Below are 20,010 nucleotides of genomic sequence, written 5' to 3' on the forward strand. Positions count from 1 at the left end.
CGCTCAGGCCTTTTCCGTTTGGGGTTCCGCAGTGGTTTCCTGCTGGCCCAGGCTGGAGATCAAGGCCATTTCATCGACCGACAGTACTTTGTTGACGTTGAGAAGCACGATGAAGTGGCCGTCCAGCTTGGCCATGCCGGCGATGAAGTCGACGCGGATCTTGCTGCCGAACTGGGGCGGCGGCTCAATGTCGGCGTCGGGAATGGCCAGCACCTCGTGCACCGCGTCCACCAGGATGCCGATCAACTGCAGCTGGTCCTCGCCTTCGACTTCGATGATGACGACGCAGGTGCGGCGGTTGATTTCGGTTTCGCCGCGGGCGAAGCGCAGCGACAGGTCGATCACCGGCACCACCGAGCCGCGCAAATTCATCACGCCGCGGATAAAGGGCGGCATCAGCGGCACATGGGTGGGTTTCAGGTATTCCAGGATTTCGCGTATCGCCAGGATGCCGATGGCGAAGACGTCGCCGCCCAGCTGGAAAGTCAGGTATTGGCGGGCGTCGGCCTGCGCTTCGGCGGAGGCGGCGTTGTCGTGCTTACGCTGTAGATGGAGCGGTTTCATGGCGCTGTCCGGTTAGAAACGGATGAAGTCGGACTCTTCCGCCAGTGGCGGGTGCAGCGGCTTATGCGGCAACAGGGGCTCGCGCCGAGCGCGCGGCGGCGCAGGGTGGAAGGATTCGGCGGCGCCCAGCTTGAAGTAGCCCATCAACTCGTGCAGGTGTTCGGCCTGATCGTTCATTTCCTCGGCGGTGGAGGCAAGCTCCTCGCTGGCGGACGCGTTCTGCTGCGTGGTCAGGCTCAGTTGCTGGATGGCGGAGTTGATCTGGCTGACGCCGCTGGCCTGTTCGTTGGAGGCGGCGGCGATCTCCTGCACCAGGTCGGCGGTGCGGCTGCTGGAGCGGACGATTTCCTCCAGGAACTGACCGGCCTGTTCGGCCAGCTTGACGCTGCTGCCGGCCACGCCGCTGATTTCCTGGGCGGCGATCTGGCTGCGCTCGGCCAGCTTGCGCACTTCGGCGGCCACCACGGCGAAGCCCTTGCCGTGCTCGCCGGCGCGCGCGGCTTCTATGGCGGCGTTGAGCGCCAGCAGATTGGTCTGGTAGGCGATGTCGTCGACGATGCCGATCTTGTCGGCGATCTGGCGCATTGCCTCCACGGTGCGGCGTACCGCCTCGCCGCCTTCGGCCGCCTCGCGCGAGGCCTTGGTGGCGATGCTCTCGGTGACGCGGGCGTTGTCGTTGGTCTGGCTGATGGAGGAGGACATCTCTTCCACCGAGGCGGATGTCTCCTCAATACCGGCCGCCTGTTCGCTGGCGGCCTGAGACAAGGCCTGCGAGGTGGAGTTGATCTGCTGCGCGGCGCTGGACAGCGCCTCGGAGCCGCTCTTGACCTCGGCGATGATGTTGCGCATCCGCTCTATGGTGACGGCGATGGCGGCGCACAGGCTGTTTTGATCACCCGGTCGCAGCCGGATTTCAGCGTCCAGATTGCCGTCGGCCACCTGGCGCATTACTTCGGACACGTAGTGCGGCTCCCCGCCCAGAGTACGGAGCAGGTTGCGGGTGATCAGGGTGGCCAGGCAGGCGCTGATCACGGTGGCCAGCAAGGACAGCGCAATCATTACCCAATGGGCTTGCTGATAGCTGGCGTCGGCCTGAGTGGCCAGTTGGTCGTTGAGTTTGTCCTCCAGGTCCGCCAACGCGGTCAGTTGCTGATTGAAGGCGATCATTTGCGGCGCGATCTCGGTCTGCATCAATTTCTTGGCTTCGTCCTGACGCCCCTGATTGGCCAGCTCCACCACCTTATCCTCCATAGCCAGCGTGGCTGTTCGCATATTCTGGATGCGGCTCATCTGTTCCAGCTCTTGCGAGGAGTTGTTGCTGGCCTGCCGGAAGACATCGGCCAGTTTTTTTTCCCGTTCCATATAGATGACTTTGGCCGCCTGATAGGCTTGCAGCGCGTTGTTGATGTCGGCTGGGCCCTCGGCCAGCATCACATTGCGGCAAGCGATGCGGATGTCCTGGTTGTCGCTGATCAGTTGGCGCGCCAGTCGGCTTTCCACATTGTTGAACTGGGTGATGTCGCGCAGGGCGATATTGCTGATCTCCAGCCCGTACAGCGCCGCACTGACGCAGATCAGCATCAGCGCGATGATCAGGCCGAAACCCAGCCCAAGCTTCTGCGCGATGGACATGCCGTGTTTGTATTGGCTCATTGGGCGCTCCTATCCGTTTTCGCCGCGGTGTTTGTCGTGCCAGCTTCCCATTCCCGGGCGGGAAGCAGCGCGTACCGCTCCGCCTCTTTTTGGGTGGCATGGTGGATCAGGGCGGGCACGTCGAGAATCAAGGCGACTTCGCCCGTGCCCAATATGGTGGAGCCGCTGATGGCCTTGAGATGGCGGAAGAGATTGCCCAGCGGCTTGATCACGGTCTGGAATTCGCCCAGCAGGGCGTCCACCACCAGACCGGCCTTGCGATCGCCGTAGTGGACCACCACCACGTTGCGGCGTTTGGCCGCTACGGTTGGCAGATCCAGAAAGCTGTTCAGGCGCAGCAGCGGCAGCAGCTCGCCGCGCAGATTCAGGCAGTCGTGAACACTGTCTTTATCCCGGGAGGTGGGCAGCTCTATGCATTCGATCACCGCTTCCAGCGGCACCACGAAGGTGGCGGCGGCCACTTCCACCAGGAAGCCGTCGATGATGGCCAGGGTCAGCGGCAGCCGGATGCGGAAGGTGGTGCCGAGTCCAAGTTCTGATTCGATGTCTATGGTGCCGCGCAGCTGCTCTATGCTCTTTCTTACCACGTCCATGCCGACGCCTCGGCCGGAGATGTTGGTGACCTGGTCCGCGGTGGAGAAGCCTGCCTCGAAGATCAGACGGAACACATCCTGTTCCGGCAGCGTGGAGTCCGCTGGAACCAGGCCGCGCTCCACCGCCTTGGCCAGGATGCGCTCTTGGTTGAGGCCGCCTCCGTCGTCGGCCACTTCGATCACAATGCTGCCGGACTCATGATAGGCGTTGAGCCAGACATGCCCTTCGGCCGGCTTGCCGCTGGCCAGCCGACGCTCCGTAGTTTCGATGCCGTGGTCGATGGCGTTGCGCACGATGTGCATCAGCGGGTCGCCCAGCTTTTCCACCATGGATTTGTCCAGCTCGGTTTCCGCGCCGGAGATGTGCAGTTGGATGTCCTTGCCCAGTTCGCGCGAGACGTCGCGCGCCACGCGTGGGAAGCGGCTGAAGATTTCGCCGATCTGGATCATGCGCATGGACAGCGTGCCGGCGCGGATCTGTTCGATCAGGTTGGCGATGGTTTGGGTGGCTTCCACCAGCGCGCCTTGCTGAGAGCGGCGCGCCACCAGATTGGCGGCGGCGCCGGCGATCACCAGTTCCCCGATCAGATTGATCAGGCTGTCCAGTTTGCCTGCCTCCACCTTGATGAATTTGCTTTCGGCCGGCTTGCCGCTTTTGGCGTCGCCGGAGGTCTTGGCGCTGGCGCGGGCTGGCGGGGAGTCCTGCGCCGCGTCGACGAGGAGGACGGGATCGACGTCTACCGTGGAACGATCCGCCTGCGCCAATTCCACGATTTCCGCCAGCGGCGTTTCCGTGCCTGTCGCGAAGGGCGCGTCGGACAGGGTTTCCGGCTCGGCGGTCTCGGGCTCCAGGCCAAAGCGCAGCCATACCGCCTGGACCGCGTCGGCCTCCTCCGGCGGCGCGCTGGCCAGCGTCTGAGCCTGTTGCCGCGGAGTGGGTGGCCACGGCCAGATATGGACCTCGCTGTCTTCGCGGGCGAATTCGAAGACGTCCACCAGCGTCTGCTGTTCTTCCTGACTGCGGTACAGCGCCTCCAGGCGCAGATAGTTGGTTTCCGGGTTGAAGGCGTCGCCGGCCGGCAGCTGGGTGGTGATGGCTTCTATCCGGTCGATCTCGCCTATGGTGGCGAGGTAGCGGATGAAGGAGGATGGGTCCATGCCGTTGCGCAACATGTCCGGGCCGAAACGCAGCGACAGCAGCCATTGCTCCGGCTTTTGCGCGGCGGGCGCGGGCAGAGGTTCGGATGGGAGCGTTGCGGGCGGCGCTTCCGGGGCATCGGTCGTTTCGGTCGCGTCCTGAGCCGCGGCGCCGCCGGCCGCGCGGTTGTAGGCGATCAGCTCGTCCAGCAGTTCGGTGTCGGCGAATCGCTCCAGGCTGTCCTTGGCCGCCAGCGCGGTCAGCATCTCCTTGACGTGGTCGTGGCAGCGCAGCAGCAGGCCGGTCAGCATATCGTCCAGGCGCAAGGCGCCGTCGCGCAGCAGATCCAACACGTTTTCCACTTCATGGGTGAAGCCGACGACGATGTCCAGACCAAACAGCCCGGCGGAGCCCTTGATGGTGTGCATGGAGCGGAACAGGGCGTTCAGCTGTTCCGTGGTGGTGGAGTCGGCTTCCGCGTCCAGCAGAATGCTTTCCATCTCCCCCAGCAGATCGTTGGACTCTTCGAAGAAGGTTTGCAGCGCCAGTTCAAGATCCATGCGCGGCCTCGTCCAATGAGAGCTCGCCTTGCAGGCCGATCAGACAGATGAAATCCTGAGAGGCAGGGCTGGGGGCGATGAAGCGCAGCGCGACGCCCTTATGCAGGCTTTCCCGGCGCAGCCATAGCAGTACCTGGGCGATGGCGCAGTCCAGCTCTCCGACGCAGGACAGGTCCAGTTCGATGGCCGCGTGGCCGGCCAGGGCGGCGTGAAGCTGCTGATGCAGTTCCGCCGCCTGGTAAATGGTTTGTTCTCCGCTGAGCGTCAGTTGGAAAACGGCGGCGGTCGGTGTGGCGGGCGCGCCGTCTCGGGCGTCTGGTTTTTTGCGGGTGCGCGGCATGTCGAGCTCCCGTTCAGGGCAGGATCAATTTGGAAACGGCGGTCAACAGCACCGGCGGCTGGAACGGTTTGACCACCCAGGCCTTGGCCCCGGCGGCCTTGCCTTCCTGCTTTTTTTCCTCGGAGGACTCCGTGGTCAGCATGATGACCGGAGTGAACTTGTAATTGGGATGGACCTTGATATTGCGCAGCAAGGCGATGCCGTCCATCAGCGGCATGTTCACGTCGGAGACGATCAGATGGACTTTGCGCCCGTCCAGCACATTCAGCGCCTCCTGGCCGTTGCCGGCCTCCAGCACCTCATAGCCCGCGCCGGCAAGCGTCATGCGCACCACCTGTCGCAGGCTGGCCGAATCATCGACGATGAGTATGGTTTTGGCCATCGGAAGCGTTCCCCGGATCAAAAAAAGGTGATGTTGTTTTGCTTATTGCCCGATTCAGTCTTGTCGCTGCTGTGCAGGACGCGCTGCTCATGGGTGGTATAGCTGTTTTTCAAGGCCTCAAGCCAGGCTGCGGTGTCCGGCGGCGTCGGCCGCTGTTCGGTATCGATCAGCGCCTGGCTGAAGACGCTTTCCAACCGGCGCATGTCGTTTTGCACTCCGCTGAGGATTTGATCGACTCTATCCTGGAATTGCAGTTGCACCAGGATGTCTTCCAGAGCCTGCTGCAAGGATTGAGACTGAGCAGCCTCTTCGTCCAGTGTGGTTTCTTTGTCCTGTGCGGCTGGGTCGGCGGGGTTCAGCGGAGCGTGAGGCCGCAGCGGTTCGTGCGCCATTTGCGCCAGGCTGTCCATGGCTTTGTCGATCTGGTTTTGCAAGCGGGACAGTTGCTCCAGCGTATCGCTGCCCAGTTGTTCCATGCTTTGCTCGCCGTCCAGCTGGCGGCCGCTGATCAGGCTGCGCACCAGGTTTTGCAGGGTATTGGCCGATTGGCCCAGCGTGTGCAGATGGATGGCGAGGTCGGTTTGCTGCCGGGTGGCGTTTTGCAAGAGCTGCAACAGGTGCTTGAGCCGGCTCTCCGCCTGCGCCAGCGCCGCGTGGTCGGTGTGCTCGCCGGGTTTGGGCACCGCGCCGCCTACTTGGCGCAAGATGCCGTCGAAGCGCAGGGTCAGCCGGTTGGCGGCGTCGTCCATCTGTTCCTTGCCTAAAGAAATGTGGCCGGCCCATAGCGGGAGCAAGGCGCAAACATGGCTGGCGAAGCCCTGCCAGTAGGCGTCTGGGTTCGGCGTCTGTTCCGCGGGATCGACTGGCGCGGGCCAGTTCAGGGTCAGCGCCAGCGCGACGGAGCTGAGCGCCAGTCCGGCCCAGAGTAGGGCATGCCCCCAAAACAGCCAGCACAAGACGCCGCCATTGATGGCCAGGCCCAACAGCAGGCGGTTTCTTGGCGTCAGAGGCGGGAGCTGAACCATGTCGATTAACCGGGATAGAAAAAAGTCATACCTTTTTTGTAGTTGTTGGTTTTTTCTTATGCAAACGGTCGGCGCGGCCAAGCCACTTGCGGAGGCAATAAAAAAGCCTCCGTGACGGAGGCTGTCGGGGCGGAAATTGAAGCGTTTCTCAGCCGGGGAACAACAGCGGATTCACCCCGCTGCGGGCAAAGCCGTGCTGTTCCAACTGCTGATCCAGCGCCAGCGTGGCCAGATCGTCGGCCGCCGGTTCGGCGTTCAGATCCTTGTCCAGCGCCAGGATCTTCAGATAGCTGCCGCAGTCGCCGCAGCTCTCGCCGCGCACCGCGGCCTGCTGGCTGTCGCCTTGCTCCAGCGACCAGTAGCCGATGTCGCGCGTGGCTTCGCAATTGCTGCACTTGGCGCGCACCAGATGCCATTCGCTCTCGCACAGGCTGCAATGCAGGTAGCGCAGGCCGGATTCGTTGCCGAGGCGTACCACGCTGGCTACCGGCGGCATCGCGCACACCGGACACAGGTGGCGGGCGTCGTCGGGTTCGGCCACCGCGGCGACTTGCAATTGCGAGGCTAGTTGGCTGAAGTAAACCGACAGCGCCGCCCACAACAAGGGCGCCCGCGCCGAGCCGACGGCGGCGAAGTCCCCGTCCAGCAGAGCGCGCGCGGCGTTTTCCAGCGCGTCGTCGCTCGTCTGTCCCAGCTCGCGCGCCACTTCGCCGGCGGGGCCGGGCTGGGCGGCGAGTTCCGCGCATAGCGCGCGCAGCAGATCGCGCCAGACTGGATCGCGCGGCCAAGCGGCGGCGCCCAGCGGCGGCAGGCCGTGTTCGGCGCAATGATGGAAGTAATCGCCGCGCTGCGGCAGCGCCACCGGCTGTTCGCGCACCAAGCGGTGCTGAGCCGCGGCGATGCGGGCGGCGAAGGCCAGATAGGCCGCCATCGGGTGGCCGTCGGCCAGCGCCGAGAGGCGCCGGCTGCGGGCCAGATAGCGTTCGGCGGGCTGGGGCAGCAACAACGGCGGGATCTCTCCCGCCGCGGTTTGCAGCCGGCCAGCCTCGTCCAGGGGGACGATGCGTATGCTCATGGCTTGTTCTTGTCTCCAGTCATTTCACGATACCAGCGCGGATGATGCTTCTTGGCCCAGGCATGGGTGACCACGCCTTCCACCATCGCCCGTATCGTGCCGCGCACCCAGATGGCGGCGTAGACGTGGACGATGATGCCGGCGATCAGGATCAGCGCGCTCCAGGCGTGCAGGAGCAGGGCCACGCGGATCACCGGGATGGGGAAGTACAGCGCGAAGTACGGCCGCCACATGATGAAGCCGGTGCACACCAGCATCAGCATGCAGCCGGTCATTAGCCAGAACATGCCTTTTTGGCCGCCGTTGTACTTGCCGATGTCGCCGACCTCGTGGCCGGACAGCACCGACTTCACCGCCATCATCCACTTCACGTCTTCCTTATCCAGGAAATTGTGATGCCAGTAGCGCAGGAACTGGCGCGCGAAGCCGAGGAACATCAGCACCCCGACGAAGGGGTGGATGATGCGCGCCAGCTGCGGCGTGCCGAATACGCCGGTCAGCCAGAAGAAGGCCGGGTAGAAGAAGGCCAGGCCGGAAATCGCCAACAGCACGAAGCACACCGCCACGATCCAGTGGTTGAGGCGTTCCGCCGCGCTGTAGCGCTTGATCAGCTTTTCCTTGCTCATGCCTGTTCCTCCTCTTTCTCTTCCTCTTCCGCCTTATTGGGGCCGACGCCGATATAGTGGAAGAAGCCGAACAAGACCGAAGCCGCAAGGCCGATGGTGGACAGCGGCTTGAGAATGCCCTTCCACAGGCTGACCACCGGGCTGATCTTGGGATCCTTGGCCAGGCCGGAATACAGCTCCGGCTTGTCGGCGTGGTGCAGCACGTACATCACATGGGTGCCGCCCACGCCTTCCGGATCGTACAGCCCGGCGTTGGCGTAGCCGCGGGTTTTCAGCTCTTCCACCCGCTCGTGCGCGTAGGTCTGCATATCGGACTTGGTGCCGAAGCGGATGGCTCCGGTGGGACAGGTCTTCACGCAGGCCGGCTCCTGCCCCACCATCACCCGGTCGGAGCACAAGGTGCATTTATACGCCTTGTTGTCCTTCTGGTTGATGCGCGGGACGTTGAACGGACAGCCGGAGATGCAATAGCCGCAGCCGATGCAGTGCTCGGACTGAAAGTCCACGATGCCGTTGGCGTACTGGATGATGGCCCCCGGCGACGGACAGGCCTTCAGACAGCCCGGGTCGGCGCAGTGCATGCAGCCGTCCTTGCGGATCAGCCACTCCAGCTTGCCGCTTTCCTCCACCTCGCTGTAGCGCATCACCGTCCAGCTGTGGGCGGTGAGATCGGCCGGGTTGTCGTAGACGCCGACGTTGCTGCCCACTTCGTCGCGGATGTCGTTCCACTCCGAGCAGGCCACCTGACAGGCCTTGCAGCCAATGCAGGTGGACACGTCGATCAGCTTGGCCACCTCGGCCTTGTAATCGCGCACCACCGGCGGCTGGGTAGGGCTGGCGGAGCGGCGCTGGATATCTTGCGATTGCAGTGACATGGTCGCTCCTTATACTTTCTCGACGTTGACCAGGAAGGACTTGAATTCCGGCGTCTGGGTGTTGGCGTCGCCGACAAACGGCGTCAGCGTGTTGGCGCTGAAGCCTTTCTTGGCCACGCCTTCATAACCCCAGTGAATTGGAATTCCGACCTGGTGCACCGTCTTGCCGCCCGACTGCAGCGCGCGGATGCGCTTGGTCACCACCGCCTTGGCCTTGATATAGCCGCGCTTGGACGACACCTTCACCGTGTCGCCGTGGGCGATGCCTTTCTCCTTGGCCAGCGCCTCGCCGATTTCCACGAACTGCTCCGGCTGGGCGATCGCGTTCAGCCGCGCGTGCTTGGTCCAGCCGTGGAAGTGCTCGGTCAGCCGGTAAGTGGTGGCCGCGTACGGGAAGGCGTCATGCTTGCCCATCTGCTCGCGGTCCGCCGGGAACACCCGCGCCGCCGGATTGGACACCACCTTGGGATGCAGCGGGTTGGTGCCCAGCGGCGTTTCGAACGGCTCGTAGTGCTCGGGGAAGGGGCCTTCGGCCATCTTGTCGAGCGCGAACAGCCGCCCCAGGCCCTCGGCCTGCATGATAAAGGGGCCCATGGCGCTGCCGGGCGGCTCGTCGGCCTTGAAGTCCGGCACGTCCACGCCCACCCATTTTTCGCCGTTCCACTTGATCAGCGTCCGCTTCTTGTCCCACGGCGTGCCGTCCGGCTTACAGGAAGCGCGGTTGTACAGCACGCGGCGGTTGGCCGGCCACGCCCAGGCCCAGCCCAGAGTGTTGCCCAGCCCGGACGGGTCGCTGTTGTCGCGGCGCGCCATCTGATTGCCGGCCTGGGTCCAGCTGCCGGCGAAGATCCAACAGCCGGAAGCGGTGCTGCCGTCGGCCTGCAACAGCGCGAAGCCGGACAACTGCTCGCCTTTCTTGGCCAGGAACTGTCCCGGGTTCTTGGGATCCGGGATGTCCGCCAGCGCCTTGCCGTTGAGCTCCTTGGCCAGTTCTTCCGGCTTGGGCTCGTGCGGGTTGCCGTAAGCCCAGGACAAGCTCATGACGGCCTCGGCGTTCTTGCCGCCTTCCTTGGCGTACTGCGCTTTCAGACGGGTGAAGATGCCGGCCAGGATTTCCGCGTCGGTGATCGCTTCGCCCGGCGCGTCCGCGCCTTTCCAGTGCCATTGCAGCCAGCGGCCGGAGTTGACCACTGCGCCGTCTTCCTCGGCGAAACAGGTGGTGGGCAGGCGGAACACCTCGGTCTGGATTTCCGCGCTGTTGACATCGTTCTGCTCGCCGTGATTCTTCCAAAAAGTGGAAGTGTCGGTGGCCAGCGGGTCCATGATCACCAGATATTTCAGCTTGGAAAGCGAGGCCACCACCTTGTTCTTGTCCGGGAAGGCCAGGATGGGGTTGAAGCCTTGGCAGAAATAGCCGTTGATCTTGCCCTGGTGCATCAGCTCGAAGTACTGCAGCACGTCGTAGCTCTTGTCCCACTTGGGCAGCCAGTCATAGCCCCACTGATTGTCGGCGGTGGCCTTGTCGCCCCACATCGCCTTCATCAGCGAGATGAAGAACTTGGGATAGTTCTGCCAGTAGTTCATCTGCCCGTCGGCCAGCGGCTTGCTGGTGTACTTGGCCAGATAGGCGTCCAGCGTGGGCTCCTTCTCCGAGGGCATGTTCAGATAGCCCGGCAAGCTGGTGGACAGCAGGCCGATATCGGTCAGACCCTGGATGTTGGAGTGGCCGCGCAGCGCGTTGACCCCGCCGCCGGCCATGCCCATATTGCCCAGCAGCAGCTGGATCATCGCCATGGTGCGGATGTTCTGCGAACCGATGGAGTGTTGCGTCCAGCCCAGCGCATAGAGGAAGGACGTGGTCTTGTCGTGGGCGCCGGTTTCCGCCAGGTATTCGCAGACCTTGAGGAAGGCATCCTTGGGCGTGCCGCAGAGGGTTTCCACCATTTCCGGCGTGTAGCGGGCCACGTGTTCGCGCATCAGATTGATCACGCAGCGCGGGTCGGACAGGCTATCGTCGCGCTTGGCCATGCCCTTGTCGTCCAGCTGGTAAGTCCAGGTGGATTTGTCGTAGCTGTGCTTCTCCGCGTTGTAGCCGGAGAACAGGCCGTCGTCGAACTTGAAGTCCGGGTTCACCAAGAGCGCGGCATTGGTGTAGGCCAGCGTGTATTCCTTATTGTACTTGCCGGTTTGCAGCAGGTAGCGGATCACGCCGGACAAGAACGCAATGTCCGTGCCGGTGCGGATGGGGGCGTAATAATCCGCCACCGAGGCCGTGCGGGTGAAGCGCGGATCGATGACGATCAGCTTCGCCTTGTTGCGGGTCTTGGCTTCAATCGCCCAGCGGAAACCCACCGGGTGCGCCTCGGCCGCATTGCCGCCCATGACGACAATGAGGTTGGCGTTCTTGATGTCGACCCAATGGTTTGTCATGGCACCGCGACCAAATGTTGGGGCAAGACTTGCCACCGTTGGTCCGTGTCATACACGCGCCTGGTTGTCGACCGCCAGCAGCCCCAGGCTGCGGGTGAATTTGTGGGTCAGCCAGCCGGCCTCGTTGCTGGACGCGGAAGCGGCCAGGAAGCCCGTGGTCAGCCAACGGTTGACGGTGACGCCGTCCGCGTTCTTCTCGACGAAGTTGGCGTCGCGGTCGCGCTTCATATGGGCGGCGATGCGTTCGAAGGCCTCGTCCCAGCTGATGCGTTTGTATTCGTTGGAGCCCGCTTCGCGCACTTCCGGGTAGCGCAGGCGGTTGGGGCTGTGGATGAAATCGATCAGGCCGGCGCCCTTGGGACAGAGCGCGCCGCGATTGACCGGGTGGTCCGGATCGCCTTCAATGTGGAAAATATCGGCTTTGGCGTTCTTGGCGCCGTCGCCCAGGCTGTACATCAAGATGCCACAGCCCACCGAACAGTATGGACAGGTATTCCGAGTTTCCGTCGCGCGCATCAATTTATAGCTGCGCGTGTCGGCCAGCGCGGTCTCGGGCATAAAGCCCAGGGTCGCGATGGTGGTGCCTGCCATGCCGCCGGCGCAGAGCTTGAAAAACTGCCGTCTGCTGACTTGCATGGGTTTGTCTCCTTGGTATGAACCTGGCGCCCTTGACCCACCAAGGGCGCATTGCTCACTCACAGCGGAAAATCTATTATCGCCCTAGGTATCAATTAGTACAAACTATTGCAGCTGATGGCAGGCCAAATTCTATGAAAAAAAATGAAGCGCTGGAGCATGCGGCGCTTGAGCTCGGCATTATCGATTGCCGCGATGGCGGCGCCCAGGCCAGGCAAGACTGGGTGGCGGTGGAAACCCCTGTGGCGCTGGTGTACAACGGCCTGTCCCACGTGGTGATGATGGCCAGTCCGAGGGCGCTGGAAGACTTCGCGCTTGGTTTTAGTCTGGCCGAAGGCATCATCGCCCATCCGGGCGAAATCTACGGCATCGACATCCTCCCGGGCGAGCGCGGGGTGGAGGTTCATATCGAGCTGGCTTCGGCCCGTTTCATGGCCCTGAAGGAGCGCCGCCGCCAACTGGCCGGGCGCACCGGCTGCGGCCTGTGCGGCGTGGAGCAACTGGCGGAAATCCACCGGACGCTGCCGCCGCTGCCGGTCACCCAAAACTTCAGCCTGGACGCGCTGGCGCGCGCCTTGCCGGCCTTGCAGCAGGCGCAAAGCCTGTCCCAAGCCACCGCCTGCGCCCACGCCGCCGGCTGGGTGACGCCGCAGGGCGAACTCCTGCACCTGAGCGAGGACGTGGGCCGCCACGTGGCGCTGGACAAGCTGATCGGCGCGCGCGCGCGCCAAGGCTGGCGCGACGGCGCCGCCGTCGTCACCAGCCGCGCCAGCTATGAAATGGCGCAGAAGGCCGCCGCCGCCGGCATCGAGATATTGATAGCGATGTCCGCGCCCACTTCGCTGGCGGTGGAGATGGCCGCGCGCTACGGCCTGACCTTGATCGGCTTCGCCGGCCGCGGCCGCGCCAATCTGTACAGCTGCCCCGAACGTTTGCGCATGTAATCCAACAGAAATATTCTGCCAGTAAACGGCATGGCTGCCGTGGATTGATGCCGGCAAGCGTCGCAGCGTCGGCAGCTTGCGCCCAGATGCGTCGGCAGGGGCGGGCGGCTGGTTTTGCGATGCAATATAGGCGGTGAATTCCGTCTTGCAATTCTTGGCAAGTTAGGGTCAGAATCGAAGCTCGACATTTCAACCCTTTCGAATATAAGAAACAAGCATGGCACTCATCGTACAAAAGTACGGCGGCACTTCGGTTGGAACCACCGAACGGATCAAGAATGTTGCCCGCCGTGTCGCCAAGTGGAAGTCGCAGGGACATGATGTCGTGGTGGTTGTGTCCGCCATGAGCGGCGAAACCAATCGCCTCATCGCCCTGGCAAAGGAGATTCAGGACTATCCGGACCCGCGCGAGCTGGACGTGGTGGTATCCACCGGCGAGCAAGTCACCATCGGCCTGCTGGCGATGGCGCTGAAGGAAATCGGCGTGCCGGCCAAGAGCTACTGCGGCTGGCAAGTGAAGCTGGTCACCGACAACGCCCACACCAAGGCCCGCATTCAGGAGATAGACGACACCGCGATGCGCTCCGACCTCAATGAAGGCCGCGTCGTCATCGTTGCCGGCTTCCAGGGCGTGGACGAGGACGGCGACATCACCACGCTGGGCCGCGGCGGCTCGGACACCTCCGCCGTGGCGCTGGCCGCCGCGCTGAAGGCCGACGAATGCCAGATCTACACTGATGTGGACGGCGTTTACACCACCGATCCGCGCGTGGTGCCGGAAGCGCGCCGCCTGAAGACCGTCACTTTCGAGGAAATGATCGAAATGGCGTCCTTGGGCTCCAAGGTGCTGCAGATCCGCTCGGTGGAGTTCGCCGGCAAGTACAAGGTTCGTTTGCGCGTGCTCTCCAGCTTCGAAGACGAAGGCGAAGGCACCCTGATTACGTATGAGGAAGATGAAAGCATGGAAAAGGCCGTTGTCGCAGGCATCGCATTTGACCGTAACGAAGCGCGCATCAACGTCAAGGGCGTGCCGGACAAGCCTGGCATCGCCTACCAGATTCTGGGACCGATTGCCGATGCCAATATCGAAGTGGACATGATCATCCAGAACGTGGGCGAAAACGGCGCGACCGATTTCTCCTTCACCGTGCCGCGCGGCGAATTCCAGCGCGCGCTGACCATCCTGCGCGAAGTGCAGACCCATATCGGCGCCGCCAAGATCGACGCCGACGACAAGGTGGCCAAGATTTCCATCGTGGGCGTGGGCATGCGTTCGCACTGCGGCATCGCCTCCACCATGTTCCGCACCCTGGCGGAAGAGGGCATCAATATCCAGATGATCTCCACCTCGGAAATCAAGGTGTCGGTGCTGCTGGACGAGAAGTATCTGGAACTGGCGGTTCGCGTTTTGCATAAAGTTTTCGGACTGGACCAGCCGGCGTAAATAATTTCGGATCCACGCTTGACAGGGGGCGCAGCGCTAATTAATATGGCGCTCTCTGAACGGAGAAATGGCCGAGTGGTCGAAGGCACTTCCCTGCTAAGGAAGCATACGGGCTTAAACCTGTATCGAGGGTTCGAATCCCTCTTTCTCCGCCAGTTCGCATTAAGCCCTTGATTGGAAACAGTCGAGGGCTTTTTTGCGTCCTAGCGGTCCGAACCTCATCGTTAGATTCCTGAAGCGGATCAACAAGACCAAGAGCTTCCTAGAAGCGTAACCGTCTCTGCGAAAACGCGATCAATCCATTTGACCTAGATAAAACTAGTCGAGACACGCCCTCGAGCGGTTTGCGCGGCAATTCCTGATTGTCTTTGTGTATTGGGAAAAGGGGGGGGGCTTCCATCGGCTGGAGGATGGAGGCGGATGAATTCGATTGATGGCCGGAAGCAGGTGGGTGGTCCGCTCCGGCCATTTTGTCGCTTGCTCACGCTGCTATTCAAACCGTCAAGGGAGCTGAATAGTTGCCTCTGTTTCATTCACCGCCACTTCCTGTCCGTTAGCGTAATGGCGCTAGAGCAGACGCCCGACCCGCTAATCCGCCAGCGACGCGCCGCGCCGCGCGGTGCGTTGGTCTTCTTTCGCCATGGCTCGGATGGCTTGAGCAGGTAGTTGGCGTATACGTAGCGCCAGGGCACGACTGCATAGAAGACGATCAGCAAGGGAATCCAGCCCAGATTGGCTTCGGTAAAGGGCTCTATGCGCCCGCTGCGCCACTGGGGAATGGCTACCAACACCACCCACAGGGTTTTCCAGATCATTTCCCATAGCAGCACCGGGAGCATTTGCAGCGGGTAGCGCACGCCAAATAGGGTTAACAGCCAAAAGGCCAAGAGCATGTGGTCCACCACGGCTCTCGTGGGAACCGCCGGGGTATGGGGACTCAAGATATTAGGCAGCAGGGAGACTCCAAATCCGACGGCGATAAACAGATACAGGCCTCTCAAGCAGTTCAGGCGAAATAGTGAAATGTCTTGCATTTTATCTTTCTCCATGAAAATGACCCATTTGGGCGAGTGGATACAGTTTGCTTCGGACGCCGTTCGATTTGGCGGGCGCTTGCTACTGGCGCTACTGGCCCGCCAGATGGAACTGGCCAAGGCCCAGCGCATAAACAGATGGCTTAAGCTTTATTTGGGGACGGCTTGGTCTTCCTTAGCGCTGGCCGCATAGTCCAGCAAATCGCCCGGCTGACATTGCAAGGCTTCACAAATTGCTTCCAAGGTCGAGAACCTGATGGCGCGGGCTTTTCCGGTTTTGAGGATGGAAAGATTCGCCAGGGTGATGTCTACACGATCCGCAAGCTCGCTCAAAGTCATTCTTCGGTCATGCAACAAGCCATCGAGCTTTACCAGAATAGCCATGGCTTATACGGTTCCTTCCAAATCGATACGCATTTTCGTTCCTGCATCAAATACTCGCGCCAGAATAAACAGCAGCAATACGGATAGCCATCCATCGACCGAAGGGCTCCACCCAATGTCCAACGGGTAGATCATGGATACGCTTGCGCAAACCGCGCCGACGGCAAGGTTGAGAATTTGTATGGCGAGCAGCGCCCAAGCAATGGCTTGCAGCCGGGCGGCGTTGGCTGGAATGAAGGGGTCGCCATCGCGTACCGTTGTCACCATCGCCAGCAAGCGCGCCAAGACAAGATTCGCCAGCGGCACGCCAGCGAGCCCGATCAGCATGATCAGCATGATCAGGCGCATGCCTGTCATTAGCGCGGGCGGAGCCTCCGGTCGCGCGCCTAGCGCGGCTTGTAGCCATTGCGGCGGGATAAAGCTGGCAAGCAAAAGTGCCCCAATTCCCATGCCCAGTATGAAGTTCAGGCTGAGCAGGGCGCGCAAGACCAGGCGGGTCGTAGACAAAAGGTTCGGATGGCTAGGCATCATTTCCTCCTCCTGGGTTTATTGTTAAACGATAAATAGGACATTGGTATTCCGCAAGAAATTTATCGTTATTCGATAATCTAGCTTGAGCTTGTCGCAACCAGGGAACAGTAAGGAGGGAACGGCTCCGGTCTAGGTCGCTGCGGTGACCGGTCGAACGGGGGCCAACTTGCTCAATGACCGGGTACTGCCTTTCTTTGCGGAACAGGGCATGGTGATCATCCGCATCCGCAGGCGCCGCTTCTGCAGTCTGGCCAATTTGGCCATGCGTGCATTTTCTCCTAGGGTGAGCGGAGTGAACCGCCATCAAAAGCCGCTGAAAGCCTTTCATTAACAAGGCCATCAGCTGGATTCGATTGAGGGGTAAAGCTGATGAAACTTGTACTTTGGTTGGACGTTTGAATCAGCCGAAAACATCCAAATTGAATACTTTTGGTCGAGCTCGCCTGGGCACTTCGTCGAGCAGCGAGTAGCCGCTGCTATCCTCATACCTGCCATCGCCATCGGTGAACCGGAAGGATGCCCACACGCCACACCCAAAGTGAACCGTACAAATGAGAATCGGCGGGTCGCGCTTGCTCTAGGCCGGGCGGGGAAAATTGCGAGTTTTGTTGAGTCAGGCATGGCTTTGCGGAAATTTTCTCCATTTTTCGGGTTTGGAAAAATTTCAGAACAAGCTGTTGACAAGGTCCAGTAAAGGACACATACTGTGCGCTTCTTGATCGACAGCACAGCAAGCGCTACTGCTAGAAAATTCAAGGGTTTGGTTGTTTGAGAGCGGGTATTTTCAGGAACCCCTCTTTCTACGCCAATCAGCGCACCCGTAGCTCAGTTGGATAGAGTATCTGGCTACGAACCAGAGGGTCGGGCGTTCGAATCGCTCCGGGTGCGCCACTTGCTGTCCCTATAGTTTAGCGGTTAGAACACCGCCCTTTCACGGCGGTAGCCGGGGTTCGATTCCCCGTGGGGACGCCAGATTCAGAAAAACCCATCGCGCAAGCGGTGGGTTTTTTGCATTTCTAAGCTGCCTATCCGGCAGTGAACCCCATCGGCACCATCACCACACGGGACCGCTGTTTCTAAGCTGCCCATCCGGCAGCAGCACGGCGCGCGGCTAGCTTTTGGCGGGCCGTGTAAAACACTGCTCCACCACCTGTTCGCCCCAGCGTGCTCCTGGGCGCTCCTCGCTCAAGACAAAGCCGAAGGCCTCGTACAAATGCCGCGCCGCCAGCAAGCCCTGGAAGGTCCACAGCCGGACGGCGAGGCGCTGCTGATCGCAAAACGCCATCGCCTGTTCCATCATGCGGCGGCCAAGGCCGCTGCCGCGCGCCTCCTCGTCCAGAATGAACCAGCGCAGCTGCACCTGCCCCGGCGCGTCCGGCTCCGCCGCAATCACCAATGAACCGATGATGCGGCCGTTGCGCAAGGCCAGCCACAGCTGATTGCCGGGCTGGCTCAGGCGGCCGAGGAAATCGGCCAGGCTGGTGGCCACCTGCCGTTCGAAAAAAGCGCCGAAGCCGGCGTGGGCGTGGTAATAGCGCGCATGCATGGCGACAATGCTGCCCAGCGCGCCGCAACGGTAACCGGTTTCAATGGCGATGGGCGCCGCGGCCGGCGGCGTGTGCTCGGCGTGCCTGGCTTCCAGCGCCGCCGCATAGCAATTTAGGCCTTGTTCTACCTGCCGCTGCTGCTCCGCCGACAGGTGGACGAGGGCGCCGCCCACCTGGCCGCGTCCGTAGTCCTGCAACTGCGCGAACAGCTGTTGGCCGGACGGGCTCAAGGCCAGCAGCTTGGTCCGGCCGTCGCTGGGGCAGGGCTGCTCCAGCAGCTCGCCGCCCTGCGTCAGCTTGCGCACCAGCCGGCTCACCGTGGATTTTTCCAGCTGCAGCTTGTCCGCCAACTGGCTGGCGGACAAGCTGCCGGCCAGGCCAATCTCCACCACCGCATGCACGGCGGAGGCGGAGTGCCGGCTCATGGCCAGGGTGCTGCGCATGAAACCCAGTTCGCGCACGATGCGCCGCGAGGCGGAGCGGATCTGGTCGATGACAAGCTGCTGCGGCTGTGTAGGGTTCATGCGCGCTCTCCTGTGGTAATGATTGTAACATACAACTAAATAGTTGCTTATTACAATAAATCGTGAGCGCGCCAGCCGTTCAGAACTTGTGGTTCACCTCCACCCACCACTGGCGGCCATAGGGCAGATAGCTGCCCACCGGGTAGTAGGGCCAGTTGCTGGTATCGTCGCGCTTGATGGTGTCCAGCACATTGTTGACGATGAGCCCCACCGAGGTCTGCTTGCTCCATTGATACTGAGTGCTGAAATTGGCCAGCACCGTGGGCGTCAGATTGCCATTGCCGCTGGCCTTGGGAATCTTGCCGTAGCGGGTCAGCAGCACGGTGGACGACCAAGGGCCGATGTCCCAGCTCAGGCTGGTGTCCAGCTTGTCCGGCCAATCGGTGTTTTCCGGGTCGTTCAACATATTCTGTTCCACATCGCCGGCAAACTGCTGGTAAGTGTGCTTCAGCACCTTGGTGTAATTGGCTTTCAGCAGGAAGCTGCCCCAGTTGGCGGTTTTCCAGCGCAGCTTGCCGGCGATGTCGAAACCGCTGGTGCGCTCGCTGGCGGCGTTGATCGGGTTGACCACGATCTGCTTGATCGCGCCCGGATTGATCAAGGCATTGGCCGGATTGCGCTGCACTCGGCGCAATGTGTCCTGGCACAGCTGGGACGACGCGTCCAGCATGCCGGCGCGGCACTGCGCCTCGTCGCGCAACAGCTTGTCGCCGCTCAGGTCGGTGACCAGATCATTGATGGCGATGTCCCAGTAATCCACCGAAATATCCGCACTGCTGCTGGGCGACCATACAAAGCCGAAGCCGTAGGACTTGCCGTTTTCCGGCTTCAGTTCGGCGTTGCCGTTCTTCACGTAGTCCGCGCCCGGCGACATGCTTTTGTAGTCGCAGCTGGCCAAGGGCTGGCCGGCCTGGGCGCAACGCCAGTAATCGGTGCTGGACGAGTAATAGCCGCGGCTCTGGGTCAGGAACAGATAATTCATGTCCGGGGCGCGGAAGCTGGTGACGTAACTGCCGCGCAGCAGCAAGCTGTTCAGCGGACGGAACGCCAGGCCGGCGCCGTAAGTGAACTTGCCGGCGCTGCTGTTCGGCAGCTGGTAGCGGTCGTAACGGCCGGACAGCGTCAGGTCCAGCCGCTTCAACACCGGGATGAACAACTCGCCGCCCAGCGCCTGGCGCGAGCGGGCGCCGCCGGCGTGCACGGCCGGCGAGGTGTTGTAGAACGCGCCCTGGTTGATCAGCGGGTCCGGATCGTTGCTGAAGCCCTGGCTGCCCCATTCCAGCGTGCCGGCCAGCTTCACCGCGCCGGCCGGCAGCTTGAACAACTCGCCGCTGCCGCTCAGGCTGAGCGCCTGCAGCCAGGACTTGTTCTGGCTCACCGAGCGCCCGGCGATGCCGTCGAACTCCGCCTGCGTCAGCCGGCGGTTGAACGGCCCGGCCGACGGCGCGTAAATCGGCACCCCCTTGGCGTCCACGCCCTGCTGTTGGCCCAGGAAGAAGCTGTCCGCATTGGCCAGCAACCGCGGCGCGATGTTCTGGCTGGTATAGATGGACGCGTTGTAAGAGCCTGTTCAAAGTATTTTGAGTAAGAGCCCCAAGAAGGCCAGATGGATAAACTGTAGGCTGGTATTGAGTTTCCGCTCGCAGTTCTTCCACAGCCTTCTGCTCTTTTCCAACCAAGCGAAGCTGCGCTCAACAACCCAGCG

At 62.0% G+C, this 20,010-nt stretch carries 19 protein-coding genes and 3 tRNA genes; 6 read left to right on the plus strand and 16 right to left on the minus strand.

Translation table 11 applies throughout. From position 1 onward, the window contains the following. Window positions 1–3: 3 nt before the first annotated feature. The 10 genes from B0T39_RS06385 to fdnG all read right to left on the minus strand — a co-directional run bounded on the left by B0T39_RS06385 (window position 4) and on the right by fdnG (window position 11,897). Complete coding sequence (locus B0T39_RS06385) at window positions 4–564, minus strand: chemotaxis protein CheW (RefSeq protein WP_081545325.1); 561 nt, start codon at window positions 562–564, stop codon at window positions 4–6. 12 nt (window positions 565–576) lie between these two features. Beyond that, window positions 577–2,217 (minus strand): methyl-accepting chemotaxis protein, encoded by a 1,641-nt coding sequence (locus B0T39_RS06390; protein WP_081545326.1) that lies wholly within the window; start codon window positions 2,215–2,217, stop codon window positions 577–579. Then, a complete protein-coding gene (locus tag B0T39_RS06395) occupies window positions 2,214–4,508 on the minus strand; it encodes a chemotaxis protein CheA (protein WP_081545327.1) in 2,295 nt (764 codons plus the stop codon). Before B0T39_RS06395 ends, B0T39_RS06390 begins: the two co-directional genes overlap by 4 nt. Further along, window positions 4,498–4,848 carry an STAS domain-containing protein gene (locus B0T39_RS06400; protein ID WP_081545328.1) on the minus strand — a complete coding sequence of 117 codons (351 nt, stop codon included), beginning with the start codon at window positions 4,846–4,848 and terminating at the stop codon, window positions 4,498–4,500. Before B0T39_RS06400 ends, B0T39_RS06395 begins: the two co-directional genes overlap by 11 nt. A 13-nt stretch (window positions 4,849–4,861) precedes the next feature. After that, a complete protein-coding gene (locus B0T39_RS06405; protein WP_081545329.1) occupies window positions 4,862–5,230 on the minus strand; it encodes a response regulator in 369 nt (122 codons plus the stop codon). A 17-nt stretch (window positions 5,231–5,247) separates the two neighbouring features. Further along, window positions 5,248–6,255, minus strand: a complete 1,008-nt coding sequence (locus tag B0T39_RS06410) for a hypothetical protein (RefSeq protein ID WP_141111106.1) — start codon at window positions 6,253–6,255, stop codon at window positions 5,248–5,250. 148 nt (window positions 6,256–6,403) lie between these two features. Then, window positions 6,404–7,330, minus strand: coding sequence for a formate dehydrogenase accessory protein FdhE (gene fdhE / locus B0T39_RS06415; protein ID WP_081545331.1), 927 nt, complete (start codon window positions 7,328–7,330; stop codon window positions 6,404–6,406). Continuing rightward, window positions 7,327–7,956 (minus strand): formate dehydrogenase subunit gamma, encoded by a 630-nt coding sequence (locus tag B0T39_RS06420; RefSeq protein WP_081545332.1) that lies wholly within the window; start codon window positions 7,954–7,956, stop codon window positions 7,327–7,329. Before B0T39_RS06420 ends, fdhE begins: the two co-directional genes overlap by 4 nt. Then, complete coding sequence (gene fdxH / locus B0T39_RS06425; RefSeq protein WP_081545333.1) at window positions 7,953–8,831, minus strand: formate dehydrogenase subunit beta; 879 nt, start codon at window positions 8,829–8,831, stop codon at window positions 7,953–7,955. Before fdxH ends, B0T39_RS06420 begins: the two co-directional genes overlap by 4 nt. Window positions 8,832–8,840: 9 nt before the next feature. Further along, window positions 8,841–11,897: a formate dehydrogenase-N subunit alpha gene (fdnG, locus tag B0T39_RS06430; RefSeq protein WP_081545334.1), complete on the minus strand. Its 3,057-nt coding sequence runs from the start codon at window positions 11,895–11,897 to the stop codon at window positions 8,841–8,843. A 134-nt stretch (window positions 11,898–12,031) separates the two neighbouring features. On the opposite strand from fdnG, the gene fdhD reads away from it, so the two are divergent. The 3 genes from fdhD (at window position 12,032) to B0T39_RS06445 (ending at window position 14,440) form a co-directional block, all read left to right on the plus strand. Next, window positions 12,032–12,841: a formate dehydrogenase accessory sulfurtransferase FdhD gene (gene fdhD / locus B0T39_RS06435; protein ID WP_081545335.1), complete on the plus strand. Its 810-nt coding sequence runs from the start codon at window positions 12,032–12,034 to the stop codon at window positions 12,839–12,841. A 217-nt stretch (window positions 12,842–13,058) separates the two neighbouring features. Next, entirely contained in the window at window positions 13,059–14,285 is a 1,227-nt protein-coding gene (locus B0T39_RS06440; RefSeq protein ID WP_081545336.1) for an aspartate kinase, read from the plus strand. A gap of 61 nt (window positions 14,286–14,346) precedes the next feature. Then, a tRNA-Ser gene (locus B0T39_RS06445) sits at window positions 14,347–14,440 on the plus strand. 378 nt (window positions 14,441–14,818) lie between these two features. Here the strand turns inward: B0T39_RS06445 and B0T39_RS06450 are convergent. From B0T39_RS06450 to B0T39_RS24870, 3 genes are all read right to left on the minus strand, one after another. Further along, complete coding sequence (locus B0T39_RS06450; protein ID WP_081545337.1) at window positions 14,819–15,334, minus strand: hypothetical protein; 516 nt, start codon at window positions 15,332–15,334, stop codon at window positions 14,819–14,821. 135 nt (window positions 15,335–15,469) lie between these two features. Beyond that, window positions 15,470–15,703: a helix-turn-helix domain-containing protein gene (locus B0T39_RS24865; protein WP_141111107.1), complete on the minus strand. Its 234-nt coding sequence runs from the start codon at window positions 15,701–15,703 to the stop codon at window positions 15,470–15,472. Between the two features lie 3 nt (window positions 15,704–15,706). Then, window positions 15,707–16,234: a DUF2975 domain-containing protein gene (locus B0T39_RS24870; protein ID WP_141111108.1), complete on the minus strand. Its 528-nt coding sequence runs from the start codon at window positions 16,232–16,234 to the stop codon at window positions 15,707–15,709. A 376-nt stretch (window positions 16,235–16,610) separates the two neighbouring features. Between B0T39_RS24870 and B0T39_RS25580 the strand changes: the two genes are divergently transcribed. The 3 genes from B0T39_RS25580 to B0T39_RS06465 all read left to right on the plus strand — a co-directional run bounded on the left by B0T39_RS25580 (window position 16,611) and on the right by B0T39_RS06465 (window position 17,206). Further along, window positions 16,611–16,928 carry a hypothetical protein gene (locus B0T39_RS25580; RefSeq protein WP_176219496.1) on the plus strand — a complete coding sequence of 106 codons (318 nt, stop codon included), beginning with the start codon at window positions 16,611–16,613 and terminating at the stop codon, window positions 16,926–16,928. A gap of 120 nt (window positions 16,929–17,048) precedes the next feature. Further along, window positions 17,049–17,125: transfer RNA gene (locus B0T39_RS06460), tRNA-Arg, on the plus strand. Between the two features lie 6 nt (window positions 17,126–17,131). Beyond that, window positions 17,132–17,206: transfer RNA gene (locus B0T39_RS06465), tRNA-Glu, on the plus strand. A 139-nt stretch (window positions 17,207–17,345) separates the two neighbouring features. On the opposite strand, the gene B0T39_RS06470 is transcribed toward B0T39_RS06465, so the two are convergent. From B0T39_RS06470 to B0T39_RS06480, 3 genes are all read right to left on the minus strand, one after another. Then, a complete protein-coding gene (locus B0T39_RS06470) occupies window positions 17,346–18,305 on the minus strand; it encodes a bifunctional helix-turn-helix transcriptional regulator/GNAT family N-acetyltransferase (RefSeq protein ID WP_081545338.1) in 960 nt (319 codons plus the stop codon). A gap of 79 nt (window positions 18,306–18,384) precedes the next feature. After that, complete coding sequence (locus B0T39_RS06475; RefSeq protein WP_254894502.1) at window positions 18,385–19,824, minus strand: TonB-dependent receptor; 1,440 nt, start codon at window positions 19,822–19,824, stop codon at window positions 18,385–18,387. Window positions 19,825–19,875: 51 nt separating this feature from the next. Further along, window positions 19,876–20,010 (minus strand): transposase (locus tag B0T39_RS06480; protein WP_141111110.1); only part of this gene is annotated, 135 nt, incomplete at its 5' end.

Source organism: Chromobacterium haemolyticum (assembly GCF_002081825.1).
Classification (GTDB): domain Bacteria; phylum Pseudomonadota; class Gammaproteobacteria; order Burkholderiales; family Chromobacteriaceae; genus Chromobacterium; species Chromobacterium fluminis.